The sequence below is a fragment of the Stappia sp. genome (assembly GCF_965276915.1).
GTDB lineage: Bacteria > Pseudomonadota > Alphaproteobacteria > Rhizobiales > Stappiaceae > Stappia.
The window spans coordinates 3,005,642-3,027,789 of sequence record NZ_OZ255709.1 but is presented as its reverse complement, the minus strand read 5'-3'; the positions used below and the strand labels follow the sequence as shown (position 1 = coordinate 3,027,789).

Annotated in this window: 24 protein-coding genes; 3 read left to right on the top strand and 21 right to left on the bottom strand. The window is 65.6% G+C overall.

The window, feature by feature from the left end; genetic code table 11:
* Window positions 1-32: 32 nt before the first annotated feature.
* Both ACQY46_RS14000 and ACQY46_RS13995 read right to left on the bottom strand, forming a co-directional pair.
* A complete protein-coding gene (locus tag ACQY46_RS14000) occupies window positions 33-797 on the bottom strand; it encodes a DUF3306 domain-containing protein (protein ID WP_428696654.1) in 765 nt (254 codons plus the stop codon).
* Window positions 794-1,330: a DUF3305 domain-containing protein gene (locus ACQY46_RS13995; RefSeq protein WP_428696653.1), complete on the bottom strand. Its 537-nt coding sequence runs from the start codon at window positions 1,328-1,330 to the stop codon at window positions 794-796. Before ACQY46_RS13995 ends, ACQY46_RS14000 begins: the two co-directional genes overlap by 4 nt.
* Before the next feature lie 262 nt (window positions 1,331-1,592).
* Between ACQY46_RS13995 and ACQY46_RS13990 the strand changes: the two genes are divergently transcribed.
* Window positions 1,593-3,632 carry a 4Fe-4S dicluster domain-containing protein gene (locus tag ACQY46_RS13990; RefSeq protein WP_428696652.1) on the top strand — a complete coding sequence of 680 codons (2,040 nt, stop codon included), beginning with the start codon at window positions 1,593-1,595 and terminating at the stop codon, window positions 3,630-3,632.
* Between the two features lie 76 nt (window positions 3,633-3,708).
* Here ACQY46_RS13990 and ACQY46_RS13985 read toward each other — a convergent pair whose 3' ends face one another.
* The 4 genes from ACQY46_RS13985 to ACQY46_RS13970 all read right to left on the bottom strand — a co-directional run bounded on the left by ACQY46_RS13985 (window position 3,709) and on the right by ACQY46_RS13970 (window position 7,691).
* The gene (locus ACQY46_RS13985; protein WP_428696651.1) at window positions 3,709-4,011 is read right to left on the bottom strand and encodes a DUF3144 domain-containing protein; all 303 of its coding nucleotides are present in this window, start codon (window positions 4,009-4,011) and stop codon (window positions 3,709-3,711) included.
* 43 nt (window positions 4,012-4,054) lie between these two features.
* Window positions 4,055-5,476, bottom strand: coding sequence for a multicopper oxidase family protein (locus ACQY46_RS13980; protein ID WP_428696650.1), 1,422 nt, complete (start codon window positions 5,474-5,476; stop codon window positions 4,055-4,057).
* A gap of 88 nt (window positions 5,477-5,564) precedes the next feature.
* On the bottom strand, window positions 5,565-6,785 hold the full coding sequence (locus tag ACQY46_RS13975) for a multidrug effflux MFS transporter (protein ID WP_428696649.1): 1,221 nt from the start codon (window positions 6,783-6,785) through the stop codon (window positions 5,565-5,567).
* Window positions 6,786-6,863: 78 nt separating this feature from the next.
* Entirely contained in the window at window positions 6,864-7,691 is an 828-nt protein-coding gene (locus ACQY46_RS13970; protein ID WP_428696648.1) for an alpha/beta fold hydrolase, read from the bottom strand.
* A gap of 51 nt (window positions 7,692-7,742) precedes the next feature.
* Here ACQY46_RS13970 and ACQY46_RS13965 point away from each other — a divergent pair, with 51 nt between their 5' ends.
* The gene (locus ACQY46_RS13965; RefSeq protein ID WP_428696646.1) at window positions 7,743-8,069 is read left to right on the top strand and encodes an ArsR/SmtB family transcription factor; all 327 of its coding nucleotides are present in this window, start codon (window positions 7,743-7,745) and stop codon (window positions 8,067-8,069) included.
* Window positions 8,070-8,149: 80 nt separating this feature from the next.
* On the opposite strand, the gene ACQY46_RS13960 is transcribed toward ACQY46_RS13965, so the two are convergent.
* Window positions 8,150-8,284, bottom strand: coding sequence for a hypothetical protein (locus tag ACQY46_RS13960; RefSeq protein WP_428696645.1), 135 nt, complete (start codon window positions 8,282-8,284; stop codon window positions 8,150-8,152).
* Window positions 8,285-8,403: 119 nt separating this feature from the next.
* On the opposite strand from ACQY46_RS13960, the gene gcvA reads away from it, so the two are divergent.
* Complete coding sequence (gene gcvA, locus ACQY46_RS13955; protein ID WP_428696644.1) at window positions 8,404-9,318, top strand: transcriptional regulator GcvA; 915 nt, start codon at window positions 8,404-8,406, stop codon at window positions 9,316-9,318.
* Window positions 9,319-9,327: 9 nt separating this feature from the next.
* On the opposite strand, the gene ACQY46_RS13950 is transcribed toward gcvA, so the two are convergent.
* From ACQY46_RS13950 to ACQY46_RS13885, 14 genes are all read right to left on the bottom strand, one after another.
* On the bottom strand, window positions 9,328-10,230 hold the full coding sequence (locus tag ACQY46_RS13950) for a DMT family transporter (RefSeq protein ID WP_428696643.1): 903 nt from the start codon (window positions 10,228-10,230) through the stop codon (window positions 9,328-9,330).
* Between the two features lie 57 nt (window positions 10,231-10,287).
* Window positions 10,288-11,277, bottom strand: a complete 990-nt coding sequence (locus ACQY46_RS13945; RefSeq protein ID WP_428696642.1) for a DUF6352 family protein — start codon at window positions 11,275-11,277, stop codon at window positions 10,288-10,290.
* Window positions 11,278-11,303: 26 nt separating this feature from the next.
* Window positions 11,304-11,789 (bottom strand): DUF6505 family protein, encoded by a 486-nt coding sequence (locus ACQY46_RS13940; RefSeq protein ID WP_428696640.1) that lies wholly within the window; start codon window positions 11,787-11,789, stop codon window positions 11,304-11,306.
* Window positions 11,786-12,553 (bottom strand): biotin/lipoate--protein ligase family protein, encoded by a 768-nt coding sequence (locus tag ACQY46_RS13935; RefSeq protein WP_428696639.1) that lies wholly within the window; start codon window positions 12,551-12,553, stop codon window positions 11,786-11,788. The genes ACQY46_RS13940 and ACQY46_RS13935 overlap by 4 nt, the downstream gene beginning before the upstream one ends.
* Before the next feature lie 78 nt (window positions 12,554-12,631).
* Window positions 12,632-12,823: a DUF6494 family protein gene (locus ACQY46_RS13930; RefSeq protein WP_428696638.1), complete on the bottom strand. Its 192-nt coding sequence runs from the start codon at window positions 12,821-12,823 to the stop codon at window positions 12,632-12,634.
* Window positions 12,824-12,944: 121 nt separating this feature from the next.
* Window positions 12,945-13,904: a S1C family serine protease gene (locus tag ACQY46_RS13925; RefSeq protein WP_428696637.1), complete on the bottom strand. Its 960-nt coding sequence runs from the start codon at window positions 13,902-13,904 to the stop codon at window positions 12,945-12,947.
* Complete coding sequence (locus ACQY46_RS13920) at window positions 13,901-14,065, bottom strand: hypothetical protein (protein ID WP_428696636.1); 165 nt, start codon at window positions 14,063-14,065, stop codon at window positions 13,901-13,903. The genes ACQY46_RS13925 and ACQY46_RS13920 overlap by 4 nt, the downstream gene beginning before the upstream one ends.
* Window positions 14,062-15,495, bottom strand: coding sequence for a c-type cytochrome (locus ACQY46_RS13915; protein WP_428696635.1), 1,434 nt, complete (start codon window positions 15,493-15,495; stop codon window positions 14,062-14,064). The genes ACQY46_RS13920 and ACQY46_RS13915 overlap by 4 nt, the downstream gene beginning before the upstream one ends.
* A gap of 13 nt (window positions 15,496-15,508) precedes the next feature.
* Window positions 15,509-16,669 carry a formate dehydrogenase subunit gamma gene (locus ACQY46_RS13910; RefSeq protein WP_428696634.1) on the bottom strand — a complete coding sequence of 387 codons (1,161 nt, stop codon included), beginning with the start codon at window positions 16,667-16,669 and terminating at the stop codon, window positions 15,509-15,511.
* Between the two features lie 90 nt (window positions 16,670-16,759).
* Complete coding sequence (locus ACQY46_RS13905) at window positions 16,760-16,957, bottom strand: hypothetical protein (protein ID WP_428696633.1); 198 nt, start codon at window positions 16,955-16,957, stop codon at window positions 16,760-16,762.
* Between the two features lie 204 nt (window positions 16,958-17,161).
* Window positions 17,162-17,761: a formate dehydrogenase FDH3 subunit beta gene (gene fdh3B / locus ACQY46_RS13900; protein WP_306027667.1), complete on the bottom strand. Its 600-nt coding sequence runs from the start codon at window positions 17,759-17,761 to the stop codon at window positions 17,162-17,164.
* 12 nt (window positions 17,762-17,773) lie between these two features.
* Entirely contained in the window at window positions 17,774-20,671 is a 2,898-nt protein-coding gene (locus tag ACQY46_RS13895; RefSeq protein WP_428696632.1) for a formate dehydrogenase subunit alpha, read from the bottom strand.
* 146 nt (window positions 20,672-20,817) lie between these two features.
* Entirely contained in the window at window positions 20,818-21,009 is a 192-nt protein-coding gene (locus ACQY46_RS13890; protein ID WP_428696631.1) for a twin-arginine translocation signal domain-containing protein, read from the bottom strand.
* Between the two features lie 113 nt (window positions 21,010-21,122).
* Entirely contained in the window at window positions 21,123-21,785 is a 663-nt protein-coding gene (locus ACQY46_RS13885) for a TorD/DmsD family molecular chaperone (protein ID WP_428696630.1), read from the bottom strand.
* Window positions 21,786-22,148: the final 363 nt, after the last annotated feature.

The window sequence follows — 22,148 nt, the reverse complement described above, 5'->3', positions numbered from 1 at the left end:
TGTCCCCAAGCTGTATCGTCGTGCCGTCCGGCCTATTGAAATCGCATCCGGCGACGCGCCGGTCGTGCCGGATCCCCTCGGGGCGCCACCTCCATCGGATGGTCGGCCCGCACGGCGACCGTCGTCACCACGGCCTCTTCAACGTCGAGCGGAACACCGGCAGCGCTCGTCATGTCCGGCGGCGCGAGGGACACCGCCGGCTCGCCGTCGTCGCCTGCCGCTTCGCCCCCCGCAGTTTCGCCGGCATCGGCCACGTGTCCATCGCCGGCAAGGTCGGTCTCGGCATCCACGGCCGCGTCCTGCTCCGCCCTCCCGGCAAGCTCCGCTGCGGCATCCGCGGGCTCCGAGGCCTCTCCTTCCTTGGGCTCCAGCATCCAGCTGTAGCCCTTGCCGACCTGCCATGACGTCTTCAGCCCGTCGGCAAGCGTCTGCACGGTGCGGAAGTCCTCGTCGTAATCGTTGAGCCCGTCGACACAGGCAAGCACAGGGTTGGATCTCCAAAGCTTGCGCAGCGCCGCATTTTTCAGATCCGTTGAAACACCTTTCTTGAGGAAAACGGAATAGTCGCTGTCGAAGGACAGCGCCTCCAGGTCGACGGCCTCCGCCGCCTCCCGATTCTCTTCCTCGAGGCGCGCCGCCTCGGCCCGCAGTTCGGCATCCTCACCTTCGGTGTCGCCGCCGTCGCCAGCCACGCCAAGTGCATCGCCGGACGCATCATCAGACAGGTCCCCGTCCCGCACCGCCTGCTTGCGGCGTGACCAGCGGGAGAGGAAGCCCGTTTCGGTTTCCCGTGTCATTCCTCGCGCTCCTGCCTGCGGCCGAGCGGGGAAAAGATCGGCTCCTTGCCGAAGATCTGCTTCTCGACCTCGACCCGGTCGCGGCGGCGCTTGCGAAAGGCCGGCGCCTCGGGCAGCGAGGCGAGGAACTTCGCCATCCAGGCCACGGTGGCCTTGGGCATCGGCAGGCGGTCGACGATCCCTTCGGCGCTGTCGAGAACACCTTGCGCCTCGTAAGGGTCGGCGGTGACGCCGCGCACCCGATAGGCCGGATCCGCGGCACCGAGCACCTCGTCCAGCATCACCCAGATCGACGGCGCGCCGGTTTCGATGTTGGCATCATAGGCGTCGACCATCTTGTGGTGCAGTTCCAGCACATGCGGGGAGGACAGATAGCGCCGACGCCCGTCCTCGTCCGACAGGACCGTCCACCCGTCCGTAGCCGGCGCGTCGGCGATCACATCGACCACCGACCAGGACCAGTCGGCCCATTTCGAGGCTGACGGCCGTCGCTCCAGCACCACTCCGAAGGACGCGGACACTTCCCTTTGCAAGACGCTCTCCCATTGCTCGCCGGACGATGCGGCGCATCGCGGCTCCCTGATTTTGGGTCGTTCAGGGCGGAAAGACAATGGCAAGGTGCAAGACCGCGCCACGGCGCATCGCCGCCCCCTGTTCGGCTTTGATCTCCACCCGACTTGAGGGAGGAAATGGTCAGGAAATTCGGCTATTGTCACGGGCAAATCAACAAGCGGCACCGGTCGCGGGCCGCCCCTTGCAAGGGGTGCCAACCGGCCGTCGCCACGGAGGAACGACATGACGTCGACCGAACCCCGGGTCATGCTGTGCAATTGCGAAAAGACGATGCGTCTCGACCCCGCGCGGATCGCGGGGATCGACGCGGGCACGCCGATCCACACACAGCTCTGCCGTGCCCAGCTCGACGCCTTCGAAAAGGCGCTGGCCACCGGCGAACCGCTGCTGGTCGGCTGCACGCAGGAGGCCCCCCTGTTCGAAGACGTCGCCGAGGAGCGCGGCGCGGAACAGCACATCTCGTTCTTCAACATTCGCGAGCGCGCGGGCTGGTGCGACACCGGTACGGATCCGCATCCGAAGATCTCGGCCCTGCTCGCCGAAGCGCTGCTGCCGTCCGACCCGGCGGCCCTGCGATCCATCGAATCCGACGGCGTGTGCCTGGTCTATGGCGCCGGCCAGCAGGCGCTCGATGCCGCGCTGGCGCTTGACGGGCGTCTCTCCGTTTCCCTGCTCCTGTCGGATGCCTCGGACATCCTGCTGCCGGGGGTCTTGCCGGTTCCGGTCCATCTGGGACGCATCCGCAGCGTCGCCGGATCGCTCGGCAATTTCTCCGTCACTGTCGACGGCTATGCGCAGATGCTCCCCTCCTCGCGCGGCGCGCCGGCATTCTCGCTGGCCCGCGACGGAGCCAAGGCCGGCTGCAGCCTGATCCTCGACCTGTCCGGCGGAACACCGCTGGTGACGGGGCCGGACAAGCGCGACGGCTATTACCGTATCGATCCGAAGGATCCGGCGGCGGTCGCACGCGCGCTCTTCGACATGGCCGACATGGTCGGGACCTTCGAGAAGCCGCAATATGTCACCTATGACGCCTCCATCTGTGCGCATGGGCGCTCCGGCAAGACCGGTTGCAGCAACTGCCTCGACGCCTGTCCAGCCGGTGCGATCGCCAGCGCCGGCAACGAGATCGTCGTCGATGCCGGGATCTGCGGCGGGTGCGGTTCCTGCGCCGCGCATTGCCCGACGGGCGCGGTCAGCTACCAGTATCCGAACCGGGCAACCCATGTCCGCCGGCTGCAGGCTCTGCTGGGCACCTACCGCGAGGCGGGCGGACGCGATCCCGTGCTTCTCGTGCATGACGGGGATCACGGCCAGGACCTGATCAACGCCCTGGCGCGCTTCGGCAAGGGGCTGCCAGGCAACGTGCTGCCGGTCAACGTTCATGCCGTGACGCTGTTCGGGCATGACGCAATGCTCGCCGCCGTGCTGGCCGGTGCCAGGGGGATGGTGTTCCTCTGTCCGCCGTCAAAATCCGACGAACTCGACGCATTGCGGATGGAAATCGAGCTTTCCGAAGCGCTTCTTGCCGGCATGGGATACGCGGCCGGGGATCTGTTCCAGATCGCCGTGGAAAGCGATCCCGACGCCCTCGCCTCCCGCCTCAAACCGGCTCGCGGCGCGCTGCCGAAGGAAAGCGGCATCTTCGCTCCGGTGGGCAGCAAGCGCGATGTCGCACGCAGCGCAATTTCGCGCCTGCTTGCACAGGCCCCCGCAACCGCGGACATCATTGCGCTGCCGGCGACGGCGCCTTATGGGCGCATCGAGATCGACGCCAAGGGCTGCACGCTCTGCCTTGCCTGCGTCTCCTCCTGTCCGGTGAACGCGCTTTCCGACAATCCGGACAAGCCGCAGGTGAGCCTGACGGAGGCCGCCTGCGTGCAATGCGGACTGTGCGCCGCGACCTGCCCGGAGAGCGTGATCACGCTGGAACCCCGCTACAACGCCGCTCCGGCTGCCATGCGTCCGGTGGTTCTGCACGAGGAAGAGCCGGCCACCTGCACTTCGTGCGGCAAGCCGTTCGGCACGAAATCCTCCATCGCACGCATCCGCGAAAAGCTCTCCGGCAAGCACTGGATGTTCCAGCGCGAGGACCAGATCGCCCTGATCGAGATGTGCGACGACTGTCGCATCTCGGCGCAGTGGGAGATGGAGGACACGCCGCTTCGCGGCGGCGCCCGTCCGCGCATCGTCACCACGGACGACTATCTGCTGCCGGACGGCGACGCGCTGACCGCCGACGACTTCCTGAAGAAGAACTGACGCCTGGCGGCACGAAACGAGAAAAGGGGCCGGAGGATTTTCCTCCGGCCCCTTTGCGTTCGCGCGGGAGATGCGCTCAGGCGTGGCCGGCAGGCGGATCCAGCTCCGGATCGGCAAGGTTCTGGCGCAGCATTTCGGTGTACTGCTCGACCATGCCGGTGACGAACTCCTCGTGGTCCTCGACCCCGATCACCGCCTTGGCGACATGGGCGTTGTAGCGGGCGGCAGCCCACAGGAACGCCAGGTGAAGGTCGGTGGCCGGGATCTTGCGGTTCTCGCGGTTGGCAACCTCGATGAATTTCGCGGCAACCTGCAGGAACCCCGTCGTGTCGAGCGATCCTTCGGCGCGGGCGGCGCGCCGGTCCTGTCTGTTCGCCATGCGGCTCAAATTCCTCTCCCTGGAGCAGTCGAACGCACGCTGCTCACGTCACCTCGAACCAGGCCATCATGCCGGCCGCCTGATGCTCCAGCATGTGGCAATGGATCATCCATTTGCCCGGATTGTCCGCGACGAAAGCGATCTCGACGCGTTCCTCCGGTTCCATCAGCACCGTATCGCGCCACTGCTCGCGCGTCACCTCCTCGCCATTGCGGGAAAGGACGCGAAAGTGATGACCGTGGACATGAATGGCGTGCGGCCATCTCGTGTCGTTGACGATCGGCATGCTCACGGTACGGCCGCGTGCAACGGTGAACAGCGCCGCATCGTGATGGCTGCCGGCAATGCCGTTGAAGGACCACACCTTGCCCGCCTCGAACAGGTCCCGCATCGCCTTTCGCTCGCCATGCAGCATCGCCTCGCGCATGCCTCCCATGGCACCGCCCTCCATCCGGAGATCGACGGGCAGCGCATCGCGCATCTCGAGTGCCTTCGGCACCGGGTTCGCCGGCAGGGCAATGTCGTCGGGCAGCGCCGCCGCACGCTCTGCCGCCGGACCTGCGACGACAATCTCGCAGGCGGTGAAGGGATCCCTCGAGACCTCGTCGATCTTGAAGACCTGTTCCCCGCCCGGAAGGTCGACGATGAGGTCACGCCGTTGCGCCGGCGCGATCCGAAGCGTTTCCGCCTCAAGGAGGTGCGGCGTCACCGGTTGTCCGTCGAGCGCGATCACGCGCGGCGCAAGACCGGCAAAGCGCAAATTGAGGACCCGGGCATTGGCTGTGTTGAGAACCCGCAGGCGCAAGCGCTCACCCGGACGGGCGCTCTCGCGAAGATATGGCCGGGCGTTGACGGTCAGCACGTTGCCGAGCCGGCCTGCATGCGCCCAGTCATGCATCGCGCCAAGGCTGGCCGTGTCGATCTGGCGCTCGCCATCGAGCCGCCAGTCGTCGAAGGCGAGAACCACGTCGCGGTCGTAGGCCTTTGCCCCCGGTTCCTCGACGATCAAAACGCCGTAGAGCCCACGGGCCAGTTGCTCCCAGCTCCGGTTGTGCGGATGATACCAGTAGGTGCCGGCATCGCGAGCCCGAACGAGATACTCGAACTCCGCACCCGGCTCGACCGGATCCTGCGTCAGGCCGGCGACGCCGTCATACTGGTTGGCGATCCGGATGCCATGCCAATGCACCGTGGTCGGCTGCTCGAGACGATTGCGGAAACGGACCTTCAGCGTCTGGCCTTGCGGGATGCGCAGGACCGGTCCCGGGACGCCCCCGTCATAGCCCCAGATATCGGCAAGCGGACCGCCCTCCTCCCACAGCGAGGCCTTGCCGGGGCGGGCCGTAAGTTCCCGCCATTCCGTGGCGGCGGCGAAGGCAGGGCGACGCGGCAACAGCGCGGCCGCGCCGAGAGCCGCACCGCCTGCGAGAAAGTGGCGCCGGGCAAGGGCAAGGTCTGTCGTCATGGTCGCATCCGTCCACCTGTCACGGCGACCGCGCGATCCGGCCGAGGCACGGCGCGGTCCAGGCCACATGATGCGCCAGCTGCAAGCCTCAGTCGACGGTTTCCAGCACCCGCGCAGCGATCCCGGCCAGAACCGCCACGACGCAGGCCACCGCCATGACGAGGACAAGCGGCCAGATCGTGCCCGGCCACAACACGCCGGACAGAAGCCAGCCGGACAGTGCCGAGGCAATGGCGCCAGCCCCGATCTGCATGCTGCCGGTCAGGCCGGAGGCGGCACCGGCAAGATCCGGACGCACGCTCACCGCGCCGGCAATGGCATTGGGCAGCGACATGCCGTTTCCGACGCCAACGACAAACATCGGGCCGAACAGGGAGAGCGGATGCAGTTGCCCGCTCCAGAAGCAGGCGGCGATGGCGGCAACCGCGAGCGACAGGACCGTGTTGCCGCTGGTGATCATGCGGCCGATGCCGATGCGGGCGGAAAAGCGGCCGGAAATCCAGTTCCCGACCATGTAGCCGGCAGCGACCAGCATGAAATAGAGGCCATAGGTCGACGGCGTCATGTGCAGCAGTTCGGCGGCGATGAAGGGCGCGCCGCCCAGGAACGAAAAGAACACCGCCGAGGTGAAGGCAGAGGTCATGGCATAGCTGACGAAAACCGGCGAGCGAACCAGGGCCGCATAGCTGCGCGCCAGACCCGCCAGCCCGCCGCCCGAGGCGCGGTTGTGGTTGGTTTCATGCAGTTCGAACCAGGACCAGGCGAACACGAGGATACCCAGCACCACCATCAGGTAGGAGCTGGTGCGCCATCCGAAATTCTCGTCCAGCGTGCCGCCGATCACAGGTCCGACCATCGGGGCCACGGCGAGGCCCATGGTCACATAGCCGATCATGCTGGCCGCCTGGCTGCGATCGTAGAGATCGCGCACGATGGCGCGGCCAAGCACGATGCCGGCGCAACCGCCCACGGCCTGCAGCACCCGGCCGACCAGCATCACCTCGATCGTGTTGGCGACAGCGCAGACCGCGCTGCCCATGACAAAGATTGCGAGCCCCCAAAGGAGAACCGGGCGACGTCCGTGCCGGTCCGACAAGGGGCCGATGCCGATCTGCGCCACGGCAACCGCCGCCAGATAGAGCGACAGGGTCAGCTGCACCATGCCGGCGGTCGTGCCGAGAATGCCGACAAGTGTGGGCATGGACGGCAGGTAGATATTGAGAGCCAGCGGGTTGACTGCGGAAACGGCGACGAGAAGCGCAATCGACGGGCGACGCTCGGCCAGTGCCGAGGAAACACTTTTTGTCATGTGAACTGCTTTGTGGTCGGCGCCACATGCCGGTCAGGAACCAGGCCGCGCCGTCGTAGAAACTCAGGTCCGGTAGAGTTATCGGCCCGGATCGGCCGGGTCAAACGTCAACATCGCGGCGACGACGGCTTCCGCAGCGTCTTCCTGCAAAAGATGTCCGGCAGACGGGACGCGGATGAGCGGACGGGTGGATATGCGGGCGCAAAGCCGCTCGCCAGTCTCAACGGGGATCCAGGTGTCTTCCTCCCCCCAAAGCACCTGTACGGGGCACTCGAGCGGGGCATAGAGCGGCTCGATCTCGTCGGTGTAGCGCTGGTCCATCTGGGCAATCTGCCGGTAGAAGCCCGCCTGCCCCGTCTCGCCCTGCCAGGGCGCCATGTGGACGGCCAGGACCTCTTCCGACATGGGCTTGTGGGCCGCGCCCTGGATATAGGCGCGCAGCAGGGCGTCATGCGCATAGGCCGGCAGTCCGGCAAAGGCTTCCTCGTGCTTGCGCACATGGGCGACGAATGGCGACCCCCAGGGGCTGAGCGCGACCGCATCGAAGATCGTCAGGGAGCGATAGCGCAGCCCGTCGAGATAATATCCGCGCAAGGCGGTCGCTCCGCCGAAATCGTGACAGAGCACATCCGGGCGATGCAACTGCCAGTGGCGGAAAAGCGAGGCGAGAAGGCGGTTCTGAACGGCAAGCGAAACATCCTGTCCCGCCTCCATCTGCGAACGCCCGTATCCGGCCAGATCGAAGTAATGAACCTTCCAGCGGGACGCCAGCCAGGGCGCGATCCGGCGCCAGACCTGCGAGGAAAACGGCGTGCCGTGGATGAGGACCAGCGGAGGGCCATCTCCGATCGTGCCCCAGGCGATCCGTCGGCCTTCAAAGTCATGCGTCCTGTCGAGAGGCAGCATGAGGTCTCCTTTTCATATTGTCATTTAGCTAAATGACAATATGATAGCTGCATGCAAGACAGGTCAACCCAGATCAGGGCAATTTCCAGCGAGCAGAGGCTGGAGATCCTGAGGCTCCTGAAAACACCGAACGTGCACTTCGCCGCTCAGTGGTCGGCCGATCCGGCGGAGTTCGGTGTCTGCATGACGCTGATTGCCGAAGCGCTCGGCGTTTCCCAACCAACCGCGAGCCGTCATGTCGACCTGTTGCGCCAGGCGGGTTTCATCACCGTTCGGCGGAAGGGCAAATGGGCCTATTGCAGGCGGCAGGAGGGAGCTCTTGGCGACTATCTGTCGTGGATCTCAGAAACCCTTGGCGCAGAGGGCATCCCGGCCTGACGTCCTCGCGCTCGGGACGCGCAGAGGCAGGCGACCGGGTCACCCGCCTTTGCCGGCGTTCCTTGATTTTGCGCTACCCCTCACCTTGCAAAGACGCGCCGCAGCATGGCGCGAACGGCTTCGGCGCGCTGGCGGCGACCCCGCCGGGTGAGGCAGTTGATCTCGGCTGCAGTCAGGTTCAACGGGTCGAGCCGGGCGATGTCGAGATGGGTCATGTTCGCTCTCCGGTTGCGGCCGGCAACGTGCCGGCATTTCGTGGAGATAAACTGCCCGATTGCGATATCCGCGACAAACGCGTATTTTCCCTCAATCGAAACAAAAAATTTGAAGTGACATGCGGTACAATATTCCGGCGATGAACGCCTTGCGGGTGTTCGAGGCGGTCGCCCGCCACATGAGTTTCCAGCAAGCGGCGGACGAGTTGCACCTGACGCCGTCGGCGCTGAGCTACCAGATCCGGACGCTGGAAGACCAGCTCGGCCAGCCGCTTTTCGTGCGCGGCAACCGGGCGATCTCGCTCACGCCCGGAGGTCGCAAGCTGCTGCCGGCGGTGGAAGACGCGCTGGAGCGGATCGTGGAGGGCATCTCGGCGATCTCGGCCAGCCCCGACAACAACCGGCTGATCGTCTCCAGCGGCCCGGCCTTCGCGGCGAAATGGCTGGCACCAAAGCTGCGGCGGTTCGTCGACGCCCATCCCGATATCGAGCTTCTGGTCTCCGCCAACCTGCGCAACGTCGATTTCGCGCGGGACGATGCCGATGTCGGCATCCGCTTCGGGCTCGGCGATTACCCGGGGCTCGAGGTGGAACCGCTGGTCGACGAGGCGGCGCTGCCTCTGTGCGCGCCCGAGCTTGCCGCCCGGCTCAAGACGCCGGCGGACCTCGCTTCGGTCACACTGCTCCACGACGACAGCATCCGGCACCTTGCCGACGCGCCGAACTGGTCGCGCTGGCTCGCGCTTGCCGGAGAAGCCGGCGTCGATGCCTCGAAGGGCCTGCGTTTCACCCATGCCGACCACGGGCTCGATGCGGCAATCGAAGGCGCGGGGGTCGTGCTTGGCCGGCGAAGCCTGTCGGAAGCGGATATCCGGCACGGACGGCTGGTCGCGCCCTTCGGCCTTGAGCTGCCAATCCGGCCGAGGTTCTATCTCGTGGGCCCGCCGACGGCCTTCCGCCTGCGCAAGGTCATCGCCTTCCGCGACTGGCTGCGCAGCGAAATCGCGGCTTGCGGGAACGTCCCGGCCCGCTGACCGGCGGGTTCAGCGCGGCAGGTCGGCCTGCGCTGCGGGACCGGCCCCGCTCAGCAGCTTGCGCTCGCGCGCAAGGCTGTAGATGCCCGTGCCGACGAGCACGGCGATGCCGGCAAGGGTGAAGGTGTCGGGAATATCCCCCCAGACAAGGTATCCGATGACAATCGCCCACAGGATGATCGAGTAGCGGAACGGCGCCACCAGGGAGATGTCCCCGATACGCATCGCGTTGATGATACAGACGAAGCCGACGAGGATGAACCCGGCCGCCGTCGCCAGGAGCAGGAGGTTCCTCCCGCTCGGCATCACCCAGGTCTCGGCTGCGGACAGCCCCAGTCCCGTCACGGTGACACCGACAAGCGTTGCGAAGGTGACGCCGAGCGTCGGGATGTTCTTCGGCAGGACGCTGGTCGTCAGATCGCGCAGGGCCATGAGGAAGACGCCGGCAAGGGCAACGAGCGCCCAGGCGTCGAAGCCTTCCATGCCCGGCCGCACAATCAGCAAGACGCCTCCGAAGCCGATGGTGATGGCGGTCCAGCGGCGCCAGCCAACCGGAGCGCCCAGAAACAGCGCCGCCCCGGCCGTTACCAGCAGGGGCAAGGCCTGCAGGATGGCGGTGGCGTTGGGGATCGGCATGTTGAAGAGAGCTGTAAGGTATAGCAGCGTCGCGCTCACCTCGGCGAAGACGCGAAGACTGACCAGCCGGTTGAGCAGCAGTGGAAAGCGTTTGATCGTGCCGTTGGCGATGCACCAGACGAGCAGCAGCGAGAGCGCCATCGCCCCGCGCAGGAACATGATCTCGCCAAGCGGCAGGTCGCTGGACACCAGTTTGACGCAACTGTCGTTGAGGATGAAGCCCGCCATGGCGAACATCATGAAGACGATGGCCCGCCCGTTGTCCGAAAGGATCATGGTTCGCTTGTGCTTTCCTGCAATTTCTGCCGGAAACCGGCGGGCTTCGAAGATGGCCTAGTTTCGGCGCCGAATCGGAAGGTTTGTCAACAGGTTCTGAGGCTTCATCCGGACAGTGCCGTCCGGCCCCATGGACAGTCCCATCCAGACGGGCTTGCCCCGCATCGTCTCTATGAGATCGCCGCTCCGGTCGAAGTCGAGACGAAACAGGGCGATGATGCGCCCGAGCTCCGCCTCGTCGATCGGCGTGCCCTCATAAAGCGCGTTGAGAATACGGGTCGCCCCGGCGTCAAGGCCGACATGCCAGGACCAGCGCTCGTCGCGTATGGATTGCTGCGGCTGGACGCGCACTCCGGTGCCGTGGAAATGCGCGATCCAGCTTTCCAGGACCCGGGCAAAGGCATCGAGCGCCGGTTCGGTGAAACGGAAGTCGATGGCCGTGTCGAAACGGTCCGAGCGATCCCAGTAGATCCCCGCATTCTCCTCCGTCAGCACGTCCAGCGCCACGTCCCGCGTCGGCGTGCCGGCTTCCGCCAGCAAGGCTCCGAGCCCGCCGAACCCGCCGGTGCGCGAATAGGTCTCGACGATCTCGGCGTCGGCCAGCATCAGCTGCCCCTCCGCGGTGGTTACGGACTGTTCGCGGAACAGGATCTCCGCCGCGCGCAGGCGCATCGGGTCGGCGACCTTGCGCAGGACGTTGTGGGCGATCAGATGCACCAGCTGGTCGATGAACATCGGCGGGATGTCGATCGGGGCTCCGCCTGAAAAGAAGGCCGCATAACCGGCCTCGATGCTGCCGCTGGCCACAAGATGATCGCGAAAGCGCAGGATGAGGCGGTAGTTGTCGGCCGCGTCCGGATCGGCAATGGCGGCGAGGTCGGCGTCGTCGATGACGGCGAAGGGATCGCTCATCAAATGCTCGAACAGCCGGTGCTCGGCATCGCAGGACTCTTCCACCGGGTGGATTTCCGGCCGCGTGAAATAGGCCCGCAGGAAGTCCGGCGTGACTGCGAGCCATCCGTTGGCATCGCGTGTCACCAGGTGCATTCCCGATGATTTCCAGAACTGGCGCATCATTCGTCCTCGGTCACGTCCCAGATCCGGGCATGGGATTTGTCATCGGATGGCGTGACCAGATGGAACCGCTCGTGGATGGCTCCCTCCTCGTCGATTTCCCGCTGGATCGCCAGAAGGGCGTTGAGATCGAGTTCGGCGGCAAGCTCGCACGCATCGTCAATCTCGGCAGCGGCGACCGGCCGCGCGGCATCGAGAGAGGGAGCGCCGTGCTCGTCGATGAAATGCTGCGCCAACCGTTCTGTCAGCCGTTCGCGTTCCTCGGGCGAAAGGTCCGCCGGCGTTGCGAGCGTCGACCAGCCAAGGTTCTCCAGCGACAGGAAGCCCGAGACAAAGGCCTGCCGGATCTTTCCGGTCAGCCCCTCGTCCGTGTAGTTGCGAAAGGCGAAGGTGCCCGGAATGACCCAGTCCCCGGGCTCCGCCGCAAGCGGAAAGACATGTGTGTCCGAGACATCCAGACGGATGGCGCGCAACAACCGGGTCACGGGCGCATCTCCGTTTCGTCGAGACATGCCAGCGCGTCGTCAAGCGGGAGGGCGATCGTCTGCCCGCTGTCCGCGTTGTCGGGCTTCATCAGCAAGTTCCCTTCTTCATCGAGGCCGACGAACCGCCCGCTGCGGGGGCCGTCGCCGGTCTCCAGAACAATCTGCGCGCGGTAGCCGTCGGCACGGAACAGCCAGTTTTCCAGAACCGGCGCGAAGCCGTCGACATCCCAGGTGTGGATCCAGGTGAGAAGGTGGCGGGACAGCGACTCGACCGCCTGGGTGCGATCCAGTTCCGCCGCGCCCTCGTCGACAAGGCTCGTGAGATGCGGCACCTCGCCCGGTTCCAGCGGTCCTGTCAACGGCCCCAGCTGCAACGAGAGCCCCACGACAAGCCAGGCGGGAGCGCCGCTTTCGTCCAGCTCCGCGCTCTGCGCCAGCCTCGCCCGGCCGACGGCGGCCCCGTTCGCCCGCAGTGTTGCCGGCCAGAGATAGGTCAGGGCGATCTCCGGCGGGATCAGGGAGCCGATGGCATCCGTCGTCGCGACCATCGCCAGGAACAGCATTTCTTGAACCCGGTCGGCACCGACCTCCGGCTCGAGCACCAGGGCCAGTTCGATCCGCTCCAGCGAGCGCGACCAGACCAGGTCCCCGGCTCCCATCTCCCCGGTCCCGGCTCCGGCAACCGCCACCTCGAACGGCACGGTCCCGGCGGCAACGGGATGTCCGGCAAGCAGCGGAGGAAACACCGGGTCTGGCAAACCCATGCTCTCAAGTCCTGACATGAAACGCGAATCCCTTCGCAAACTGATTCAAGGCGTGGCCGGTGCCGCTGCCGGGCAAGTCTATCCCAGATCGATGCGCCCGGTGACGACATGCTCGAACTCCTGGCCGTCGATGGTCAGGACCACGCGCGCGGTCAGGCTTCCGCTTTCGGCGCCGGTATCGCGCACATGGGCCTCGATTGCCTGCTGCGAGGTGACGCCCACCTGCTTCAGGAACTTCCTGAGGGACATGTTGAACGTGTCATCGTCCATGGTTTTCTCCATCGGTTTCGGCGCGTCTTCACCCGGACCGTGAGGCCGGGCAAATCTGCCGGTTGAGAATTTGATTCAACGGCTTGCGGAACTGAATCCGAAAATCCGCGCAAGTCTCTGGTCAGTCGGGTTTTCCCAGCTCCACCTGAAGTTCCGATTCCGCACGCCGGACGGCAAGCACCCCCCTGGCATCGCGCCGTTCGAGGCGACCGCGAAACCCGGCGAGCTTGACCGCCGGAACGCCGTCGATCGACAGGATCACATCGCCCGGAAGCAGGCCTGCCCGCTGCGCCGCGCCGCCAGCCTCGAGCGAGACGACTTCCAGTCCTCCCTTTTGCGGGCCCGGCCGCGTCGGGCGCAGGCGGGCGCCAAGGCTGCGCCGGGGGCTTTCCGAGACGGCCGCAGCCTCGACAACACGCCGCGCAAGGGCGGCCGAAACCGCGAAGTTGACGCCGATATCGCCGTCGCCCGACTTGGTGAAGATCGCGGACAGAACCCCGACGAGGCGACCCTCGCCGTCCACCAGGGCGCCGCCCGAGGCGCCCGGATTGACCGCGGCATCTGTCTGGATGAAATCCTCCACCGCGTTGAAGCCGACGCCGCCGCGTGCCGTCGCCGAAACCACGCCGCAGCTCAGCGAGATGCCAAGGCCGAAAGCATTGCCGAGCGCGCAAACGGGCGCTCCCAGCGGCGGCTCCGCTCCGAATTCCAACGGCGCGAGTTCCACCGGCGCGCGCAGCAGCGCGAGATCCGTCGGGGCATCGCGAAAGGCGATTTCGGCCGCGACAACGCGGCCATCGGGAAAGCGCAGGCGGACCGACCGCGCGGCGCCGAGCACGTGATCGGCGGTGAGGAGCATCGATCCGTCGCCGATGGCGACGGCCGAGCCTTCCGGCTCTTCCGCATTGGCGCGCCCTTCGGGCCAGTCGGGCAGCACGGCGACGACCGCGGCCCTGGCGCGCTCAAGCACGGCTGCGTCCGGAAGCGGCGAGCGGGCCGTCGCCGCATGGCCGGCCGTGGCCATGATCGCCACCGCGCCCAGCACGGCACCGGTCGGTCTCGCCGCGCGCGAAAAAATCATTCCCCCGGCCGTTTGCCCGAATCCGGTGAAAGCCGAACGGCGCCCGGCGTGTCGGTCGAGTAGATCGCCGCGGAGGAGTAGTCCAGGCCGCGCGACAGATACGCCCAGGCTCCCGTCCCGATGACCGCAAGCGCCACGAGCGCACTCAGGAATGCCTTCATTGTTCCCGTTCCTTCCGTTCGCTCGGACCGCCTTCCGGCAGGGCCCGATCCGGCGCCGTTGCGCGTTTGAGAAATGACACCAGCGCATCGCGCTCCCCGGCGCTCTTCAGGCGCTGGATCGGCATCTTGGAACCCGGTGTCACGATATCCGGGCCATGGTCGAAGAGATCCGAGATCGTCTGTTCGTTCCAGACGAAGTCGAGCCGTCGCAACGCCTCGGAATACGGATAGCCCGGCAATGTGCCGACCCGACGACCGAAGACACCGTAAAGCGTCGGGCCGGCACGATTTCCGTCATCCTGCGTGAGCGTATGACAGACGGAGCACTTTCGCGCGAACTGGCGCTCTCCCGGATCGTCGTCAGCAGCCACCTGAAAGCGGCGAGGGAAGTCGCTCGCGACCGGATCGAAAGGCTTGCGCGGGCTGATCTGCCAGGCGTTCACATGATCGTCGAGCCCGGAATAGAACGCGACCTCGCCGTCGCCCGTGAGCGCAAGTCCCCAGACCGGGCCGTAGGGGTTCTCGTATTCCTCCAGAAGTTCCCACGCATCGGTGGCGTAGACGCGGATGCGGCCGTCGCCGCCGCCGCTCGCCAGCCGCCTGCCATCCGGCGAAAGGGCGAGAGAGAGGACCGGCCGGGGGTGGGAGGCGAGCTGTTTCACGATCGTCCCGCTGGCGATGTCGATCACCGCGACGATCCCGTCCGTCGCGCCAAAGGCGATCTGCGAACCGCCGGCCAGGACACGCATCACGTTGATGCCCCAGCCATGCGAATGGATCTCGCGCCGCAACGCGCCGCTTGCGCGGTCGTAGACACGGATGCCGCCATCATAGGAAGCGGTGTAGACGCTTGTCCCGTCGGCGGAGAAGGCGGCCGCGTTGACGTTGCCCCGGTGCCCTTCGAGAACGGCCCGCTCGGTCAGGGACCCCTCGCCTATTTCGTAGATCCGGGCGGTGCGGTCCCAGGATGCGGTCACCGCGAAGCGGGCATCCAGGCTGACGCTGACGGCCAGCATCTTCTCGTCGCCGGTATCGACCCGGGCCAGCATCGCCCCGTCATCGAGGTTCCACAGGATGACCGCCCCGTCGTCGCCAACGGAAACGGCCCGCCCGCTCCCTGCGAAGCGGGCGTCATTGGCCGCCGCCTCATGGCCGATCAGGCGATGAACGATCTCGCCCGTTCCGGCCTCGATGCGCCAGAGGATGACGGAATAGTCGAACGACGTGGAAAGCGCCGCCGTCCCGTCCTGCGAAAGCGCGATCGACTTGACCGGTCCGCCGTGCCCTTCCAGGCGGTCCGGCCAGTCAGCCGGAACGGCAGCGGTCTCCCCGACGGGAGCCCCGCCTTCGGCCATCGCGGCGCTGCCGGCGAAAGCCAGGCCCGCCGTCGCGACGGCAAACAGGAACGCACGAACCGGACGACGCATCATGCGACCCATGCACCTACTCTGCAGGCTGCGCCGCCGGCGGATGCTTTTCCTCGCCCTGCCGGGCAAGCACTTCCTCGACCCAGAGCGAGTGATGCTCCTTTGCCCAGTTGAGATCGACCTCGCCGCTGCCCATCGCGTCGAAGGCGCCTTCCATGCCGATGGAGCCGATATAGATATGGGCGATGATCACGCAGATCAGGAACACGCTCATGATCGCATGCCAGAGGGAGGCAAGCTGTTGTTCCTGCAGCACGGTCAGGGCCGTCGGCAGTTCCGTGCCGAACACGGAGTTCACCGCCCCGAAGGTGCCGGAGAAAAAGTGCGTCGTGTAGGGGAAGAGCAGCGACCAGCCCGACATGGAGATGGAAATGCCGCAGAGGATCGTCAGCCAGAAAATCATCTTCTGGCCGGCGTTGAACTTCTTTGCCGGCGGATGCAGCTTTTTCGAGAAGATGCCGCCGCCCTGCAGGATCCACTTTATGTCGGTCGAGTGCGGCAGGTTGTGACGAACCCACATCGCGAAGATGATGACGAGGCCGGCCATGAAGGCGAAGGCAAGGTAGTTGTGAAGGTACTTGCCGAAAAGCGTCATCGCGCCGAAGGCGTCCGGCCCGATCACCGGCAGCAGGACATAGCGGCCATACATGACGTTGAGACCGGTCAGCGCGAGAATGATGAAGGACGAGGCCAGCAGCCAGTGGCCGAACCGCTCGACCGCCGCAAAACGCGTGATCTTCCGGTCGGAGCGGCCATGCTCGATCCGGATCCGGCCGCGAATGGCGAAGAAGATGCAGAGCACCACCACCATGGCAAGCAGCGCCCAACTGGCGTAAAGCGCCAGCGGCCCGTTGCGCAAGGAGCGCCAGAGCTCGCCTTCCGACTGCACGAGGGTTGCCGCGTTCTTGTCGGGAATGGACACGTTGCCGGCAACACCCTGCCGCACGGCGCGCCAGAGTTCCGTGTCGGAATTCGTGCCGAGCGTGTTGCCCGGGACCTGACCCTGGACTGGCGCTTCCGCCGCAGGATCGCCAACGGGCTGCTGCGCGCTGGCCGAGGTGCCGGCACCCTGAAGGACCATGACACCGAGGGCCATCGCAACCAGGGCCGCAAGGCCGCGCGACAGGAGCGCCCCGCCGATCCGTTGGGCGAAGCAGGCGATTGCCATTCCGTTCATCTTCTCTCCCTCCCCTGGCACTGCCGGGGCTTCACCGCCCGTGGCGCGCGCTCGTCTCCGTCCGACAGCGCCCGTCAAAAGCATTGGCTCTCAGAAGCGCTGACTGCCCGCGCGGTTCTGCAACTCGCGACGATCCGCCTCGCTCAAAGTCTCGTCGGGTGTGCCCTGGTAGACGCCCTTTTCCGTGTGCAGGGCACGGTTCTGTTCCTCGTCCCGGCATCCCGGAACAAGTGTGAGCGCAGCGCATGCAAGCACCGCCATGCCCCAGCCAGCCCTTCCCGATCTCACGTTCAGGTCTCCTTGTCGCTCCGCCATCCATCCGGACGGGATCTGCGCAATGTTAAAAGATCCGCTCCTCCCGCGGTATCCCGGGAGATAGCGGACAAAGCCTCGTCAGCAAGGAGACCGGTGACGGGTCTTGCCTTGCGCTTTCGAAAACAAAGGCGGCCATGAGCCGCCTTTGCCAGTTCCCGCCGTCCTGATCCCGACGGATCAGAAGCTCCCGGCTTTCTGCTCGTAAGCCGTGCCCCAACCCCAGGCACCGGACCCGAAACCGCGCGCCACGACGCGTTCGCGGTAGATCGCCGAGACGACGTCGCCATCGCCGGCGAGCAGCGCCTTGGTCGAACACATCTCGGCGCAGAGCGGCAGCTTGCCCTCGGCGAGACGGTTGCGGCCGTATTTGGCGAACTCGGCCGACGAATTGTCAGCCTCCGGACCGCCGGCGCAGAAGGTGCACTTGTCCATCTTGCCGCGCGAGCCGAAGTTGCCGGCCTGCGGATATTGCGGCGCGCCGAAGGGGCAGGCGTAGAAGCAGTAGCCGCAGCCGATACACAGGTCCTTGGAGTGCAGGACCACGCCCTCGTCCGACTGGTAGAAGCAGTCGACCGGGCACACCGCCATGCAGGGTGCGTCCGAGCAATGCATGCAGGCGACAGAGATCGAGCGTTCGCCCGGCTTGCCGTCCTGAATGGTCACCACGCGGCGGCGGTTGATGCCCCACGGCACCTCGTGCTCGTTCTTGCAGGCGGTGACGCAGGCATTGCACTCGATGCAACGCTCGGCGTCACAGAGGAATTTCATCCGTGCCATGATTTTTCCCCCTTACGCCACGCGCTCGATGCGGCAAAGCGTGGCTTTTGTTTCTTGCATCTGGGTGACCGAGTCGTAGCCATAGGTCTGGGCCGTGTTGGTGGCCTCGCCAAGGACATACGGGTCGGAGCCCTTCGGATACTTGTGACGCTGGTCCTCGCCCTGGAAATGCCCGCCGAAGTGGAAGGGCATGAAGGCGACGCCGGTGCCGACGCGCTCGGTCACCATCGCCATGACCTTGACCTTGCCGCCTTCCGGACCGTGCACCCAGACCATCTCGCCGTCGCGAATGCCGATATTGTTGGCATCGCGCGGATTGACCTCGATGAACATGTCCTGCTGCAACTCGGCCAGCCACGGGTTGGACCGTGTCTCGTCGCCGCCGCCCTCGTATTCCACGAGCCGCCCCGAGGTGAGGATCGTCGGGAAGTCCTTGGAGAAGTCGTTTTCCTGGATCGACTTGTATCGGGTCGGGACACGCCAGAAGGTCTTGTCCTCGTAGGTCGCGTACTTGTCGAGCAGGTCGCGGCGGTTTGTGTAGAGCGGCTCGCGATGCAGCGGCACCGGATCCGGGAAGGTCCACACGACGACACGGGCCTTGGCGTTGCCGTAAGGGGCGCAGCCATGCTTGATCGCGACGCGCTGGATGCCGCCGGACAGGTCGGTCTTCCAGTTGGTCTTCTCGCCGGCCACCGCATCGATCGCGGCACGCTCCTCCGCGGTCAGGTCCCCGTCCCAGCCCAGCTTCTGCAGCATGGCCATGGTGAACTCGGGATAGCCGTCCTCGATCTCCGAGCCGGTCGGCCAGGAGCCTTCCGCCAGGAGATTGTCGCCATCCTTCTCGACGCCGAAGCGGGCGCGGAAGCCCATGCCGCCCTCGGCAACCGGGAGCGAGGTGTCGTAGAGCACCGCCGAACCGGGATGGTTCATCTCGGCCGTGCCCCAGCACGGCCATGGCAGACCGTAGAAGTCGCCGTCGGCCGGCCCGCCGATCGCACGCAGGGTCGTGCGGTCGAACGTGTGCTGGTTGGCCATGTGCATCTTGAGGCGCTCGGGCGACTGGCCGGTATAGCCGATCGTCCACATGCCGCGGTTGAACTCGCGGGTGATGTCTTCGATGAGGGGCTCCTCGCCATTCACCTCGATGTTCTTGAACATCGTGTCGGCGAACCCGAACTTCTGCGCCAGCAGATAGGCGATGGTGTGGTCGGGCTTGGATTCGAACAGCGGATCGATGACCTTCTCGCGCCACTGGAGCGAGCGGTTCGACGCCGTCACCGATCCGGAGGTCTCGAACTGGGTGGTTGCCGGAAGCAGGTAGACGCCGTCCTTGCGGTCATGCATCACCGCCGACATGGTCGGGAACGGATCGATGATGACCAAAAGGTCGAGCTTCTCCATCGCCTGCTTCATGTCCGGCAGGCGGGTCTGGGAGTTCGGGGCGTGGCCCCAGAACACCATCGCCCGCGTGTTGTCCGGCTGAAGGAGGTTTTCCTTCTCCTCAAGCACGCCGTCGATCCAGCGCGACACCGGAATGCCGGTCTCGTACATCATCGCCTTGTCGGCACCGTCGGCGCCCTTCATCGTGGCGAAGCGGGCGGCCAGATCCTCGAACGGAACATCCCACACGCGGGCCCAGTGCTTCCACGAGCCTTCGGCAAGGCCGTAATAGCCCGGCAGCGTGTCGGCGAGCACGCCGAGATCCGTCGCACCCTGCACATTGTCATGGCCGCGGAAAATGTTGGTGCCGCCGCCCGACTTGCCCATGTTGCCAAGCGCCAGCTGGAGCGCGCAATACGCACGGGTGTTGTTGTTGCCGTTGGTGTGCTGCGTGCCGCCCATGCACCAGATCAGCGTGCCGGGACGGTTGTTGGCGAGCGTGCGGGCAACGCGCTTCAGCTGCGAGCCGGGAACGCCGGTGACGCGCTCGGTCTCCTCGGGCGTCCAGTTGGCGACTTCGGCCTTGATCTGATCCATGCCCCAGACGCGCTGGCGGATGAATTCCTTGTCCTCCCAGCTATTCTCGAAAATGTGCCAGAGAATGCCCCAGATCAGGGCGACATCCGAACCGGGCCGGAAGCGCACATATTCGGAGGCATGGGCCGCGGTACGCGTGAAGCGCGGATCGCAGACGATCAGCGGTGCCGCGTTCTCCTCCTTTGCCTTCAGCACATGGAGGAGCGAAACGGGGTGCGCCTCGGCCGGATTGCCGCCGATGATGAAGATCGACTTCGAGTTGTGGATGTCGTTGTAGGAATTGGTCATCGCGCCGTAGCCCCAGGTGTTGGCAACACCTGCGACCGTGGTCGAGTGACAGATACGGGCCTGGTGGTCGACATTGTTCGTGCCCCAGAAGGCGGCGAACTTGCGGACCAGATAGGCCTGTTCGTTGTTGTGCTTGGCCGAGCCGAGCCAGTAGACGCTGTCAGGTCCGCTTTCGTCGCGGATCTTCATCATCTGGTCGCCGATCTCGTTGATCGCCTGCTCCCAGGAGATGCGCTCCCACTTGCCGTTGACCATCTTGGTCGGGTATTTCAGCCGGCGCTCGCCATGCGCGTGCTCGCGCACCGAGGCGCCCTTGGCGCAATGGGAACCCAGGTTGAAGGGGCTGTCGAAGCCCGGTTCCTGACCCGTCCACACGCCATCCTGCACTTCCGCCAGAACGGTACAGCCGACCGAGCAATGGGTGCAGACCGACTTCCTGATCTCGACCTTGGCATTGGTCGGTCCGGCCGCCTCCGCCTTGCGCACCATGCCGCCGGTCAGGGCGCCGGCAGCCGCCAGGCCGCCTGCGGCAAGACCGGACCTGCGCAGAAAGCTCCGGCGGTCCATCGCGCTGGCGCCGATTGCCTCAATGGCAGAGGCCAGGCTGGCACGGCGCGCCACGCCGCTCGTCTTTTTCCTCAGCATCACGTTTCTCCCTCGAATGCGCGACAACGGCGCTGCTTCCGCCTTGTCGCGCCGGGCGCCCTTGCCCGCTTCGGGGCGAACGCCTCAACAACTCGCTTCAAGCATCGGCCACCTTGGCAGGAGGCCACGACCCGGGACCTGAAACGTCAGAACCGCGCGGTGTCGTAGAAAGTCTTGACGTGCTCGGTCTCGCGGTAACCCGCGGCGGTCTCCGAAACCGGAGCCGCGGCTTGCGCCTCGCCGGTAACCAGCGTCGCCGAACCGGCCACGGCGCCAAGTCCGGCAAGTTTCAGAAAGCTGCGCCGATCCGCTTCAATGGCTGTGTCTTTCCGTTTCATGACACCCTCTTCGGTCTGTTCAGTTCTTGCGTTGCCGGACGGACCAGCCCGTCCTTCTCAAGTTCCGGCGACGCCGCCCCGGCCGCTGGGCCCGGGAAACGCGGCCGCAATTCCTATCCTGCCTGCCGCTGCTGCGAAAACAGCCGGTCGGCCTCGTCCTCAAGATCGATGAACACCCTGCCCGACTGCCCCAGCGCCGCGTAGAGCGCGCTGGTCGACGTCCCGGCCAGATCCTTGAAGAAATAAGGCGCCCACGCCGCGACATGCGCCCTGAAGAAGGTGCTCGCGGTGGTCGGGTCGCCGTCGCCATAGGCCCCCTCGACGAGACCGGCCATCATCTCGCACAGAGCGGCGATATGGTCTTCCGGCTCGCTGACGTCGGGACTGCGCTCGATCCCGAGCCGGCGCATTTCCTGGCGCAGGAGGGCAAGCGGCTTCTCGTTCAGGAAACCGGTCAGGTAATAAGACGCATAGGGAACCAGTTCGCCCCGGCCCACGCCGATAAAGAGATCGTGGTAATCGCGGCGAAGCGCTTCGGGGTCGGCCACGCGGGCCTCGGCGGAAAGCTGCTGCAGCGCCGCGCCAAGGGGCCCCTCGATCACGGGAAGAGCGCCAACGACCTCGAGCCAGTCACGTCCGACGGGAGCTTCCAGCGCAGTGGCGAGCAGACGATAGACGATCGCGCGCTCGCCATCCTCGGCAGCAACGTCGGCCCGTCTTGTCTGTGCTTCCATGTCGGACGGCACGCGGCCAGCCGACTCCGGCTCAAGCGTCATTCAGATCAATCTCCCTCTTCTTGAAGATTGTCATTTTGACCGGGTGGTTGCAAACGAATTCAGTTTTGCGGCGCCAACCATTTTTCGTGTCATTTCATACGCATAGACAGGTTTTTTGGTACAGAAAGACATGAAATGACACAAATCACATACTCGCACATGTTGCTGTGCAGCATTTCCGTCTCGCGTCGCGGCTGATTTGGTTCCGGCAATTGACCAGACGATCAACAGTTTACCTGAAGTAGAAAAGATGATGTTTCAATTCATGTTTTCGATGCCCGCAATGGACGCGCCGAAAAACCGCAGGTTCACGGCTTCCGGCCCGCCTCGGGCGCGAATCGAAATCCCTCCCCCGAGCCGGGC

Bases quoted from the DNA above. Each gene is read 5' to 3' on its own strand.
- ACQY46_RS14000 (WP_428696654.1), bottom strand. From the start codon at position 797: ATGACACGGGAAACCGAAACGGGCTTCCTCTCCCGCTGGTCACGCCGC.
- ACQY46_RS13990 (WP_428696652.1), top strand. From the start codon at position 1,593: ATGACGTCGACCGAACCCCGGGTCATGCTGTGCAATTGCGAAAAGACG.
- ACQY46_RS13985 (WP_428696651.1), bottom strand. From the start codon at position 4,011: ATGGCGAACAGACAGGACCGGCGCGCCGCCCGCGCCGAAGGATCGCTC.
- ACQY46_RS13980 (WP_428696650.1), bottom strand. From the start codon at position 5,476: ATGACGACAGACCTTGCCCTTGCCCGGCGCCACTTTCTCGCAGGCGGT.
- ACQY46_RS13975 (WP_428696649.1), bottom strand. From the start codon at position 6,785: ATGACAAAAAGTGTTTCCTCGGCACTGGCCGAGCGTCGCCCGTCGATT.
- ACQY46_RS13970 (WP_428696648.1), bottom strand. From the start codon at position 7,691: ATGCTGCCTCTCGACAGGACGCATGACTTTGAAGGCCGACGGATCGCC.
- ACQY46_RS13965 (WP_428696646.1), top strand. From the start codon at position 7,743: ATGCAAGACAGGTCAACCCAGATCAGGGCAATTTCCAGCGAGCAGAGG.
- ACQY46_RS13960 (WP_428696645.1), bottom strand. From the start codon at position 8,284: ATGACCCATCTCGACATCGCCCGGCTCGACCCGTTGAACCTGACTGCA.
- gcvA (WP_428696644.1), top strand. From the start codon at position 8,404: ATGCGGTACAATATTCCGGCGATGAACGCCTTGCGGGTGTTCGAGGCG.
- ACQY46_RS13950 (WP_428696643.1), bottom strand. From the start codon at position 10,230: ATGATCCTTTCGGACAACGGGCGGGCCATCGTCTTCATGATGTTCGCC.
- ACQY46_RS13945 (WP_428696642.1), bottom strand. From the start codon at position 11,277: ATGCACCTGGTGACACGCGATGCCAACGGATGGCTCGCAGTCACGCCG.
- ACQY46_RS13935 (WP_428696639.1), bottom strand. From the start codon at position 12,553: ATGGGTTTGCCAGACCCGGTGTTTCCTCCGCTGCTTGCCGGACATCCC.
- ACQY46_RS13930 (WP_428696638.1), bottom strand. From the start codon at position 12,823: ATGGACGATGACACGTTCAACATGTCCCTCAGGAAGTTCCTGAAGCAG.
- ACQY46_RS13925 (WP_428696637.1), bottom strand. From the start codon at position 13,904: ATGATTTTTTCGCGCGCGGCGAGACCGACCGGTGCCGTGCTGGGCGCG.
- ACQY46_RS13920 (WP_428696636.1), bottom strand. From the start codon at position 14,065: ATGAAGGCATTCCTGAGTGCGCTCGTGGCGCTTGCGGTCATCGGGACG.
- ACQY46_RS13915 (WP_428696635.1), bottom strand. From the start codon at position 15,495: ATGATGCGTCGTCCGGTTCGTGCGTTCCTGTTTGCCGTCGCGACGGCG.
- ACQY46_RS13910 (WP_428696634.1), bottom strand. From the start codon at position 16,669: ATGAACGGAATGGCAATCGCCTGCTTCGCCCAACGGATCGGCGGGGCG.
- fdh3B (WP_306027667.1), bottom strand. From the start codon at position 17,761: ATGGCACGGATGAAATTCCTCTGTGACGCCGAGCGTTGCATCGAGTGC.
- ACQY46_RS13895 (WP_428696632.1), bottom strand. From the start codon at position 20,671: ATGCTGAGGAAAAAGACGAGCGGCGTGGCGCGCCGTGCCAGCCTGGCC.
- ACQY46_RS13890 (WP_428696631.1), bottom strand. From the start codon at position 21,009: ATGAAACGGAAAGACACAGCCATTGAAGCGGATCGGCGCAGCTTTCTG.
- ACQY46_RS13885 (WP_428696630.1), bottom strand. From the start codon at position 21,785: ATGACGCTTGAGCCGGAGTCGGCTGGCCGCGTGCCGTCCGACATGGAA.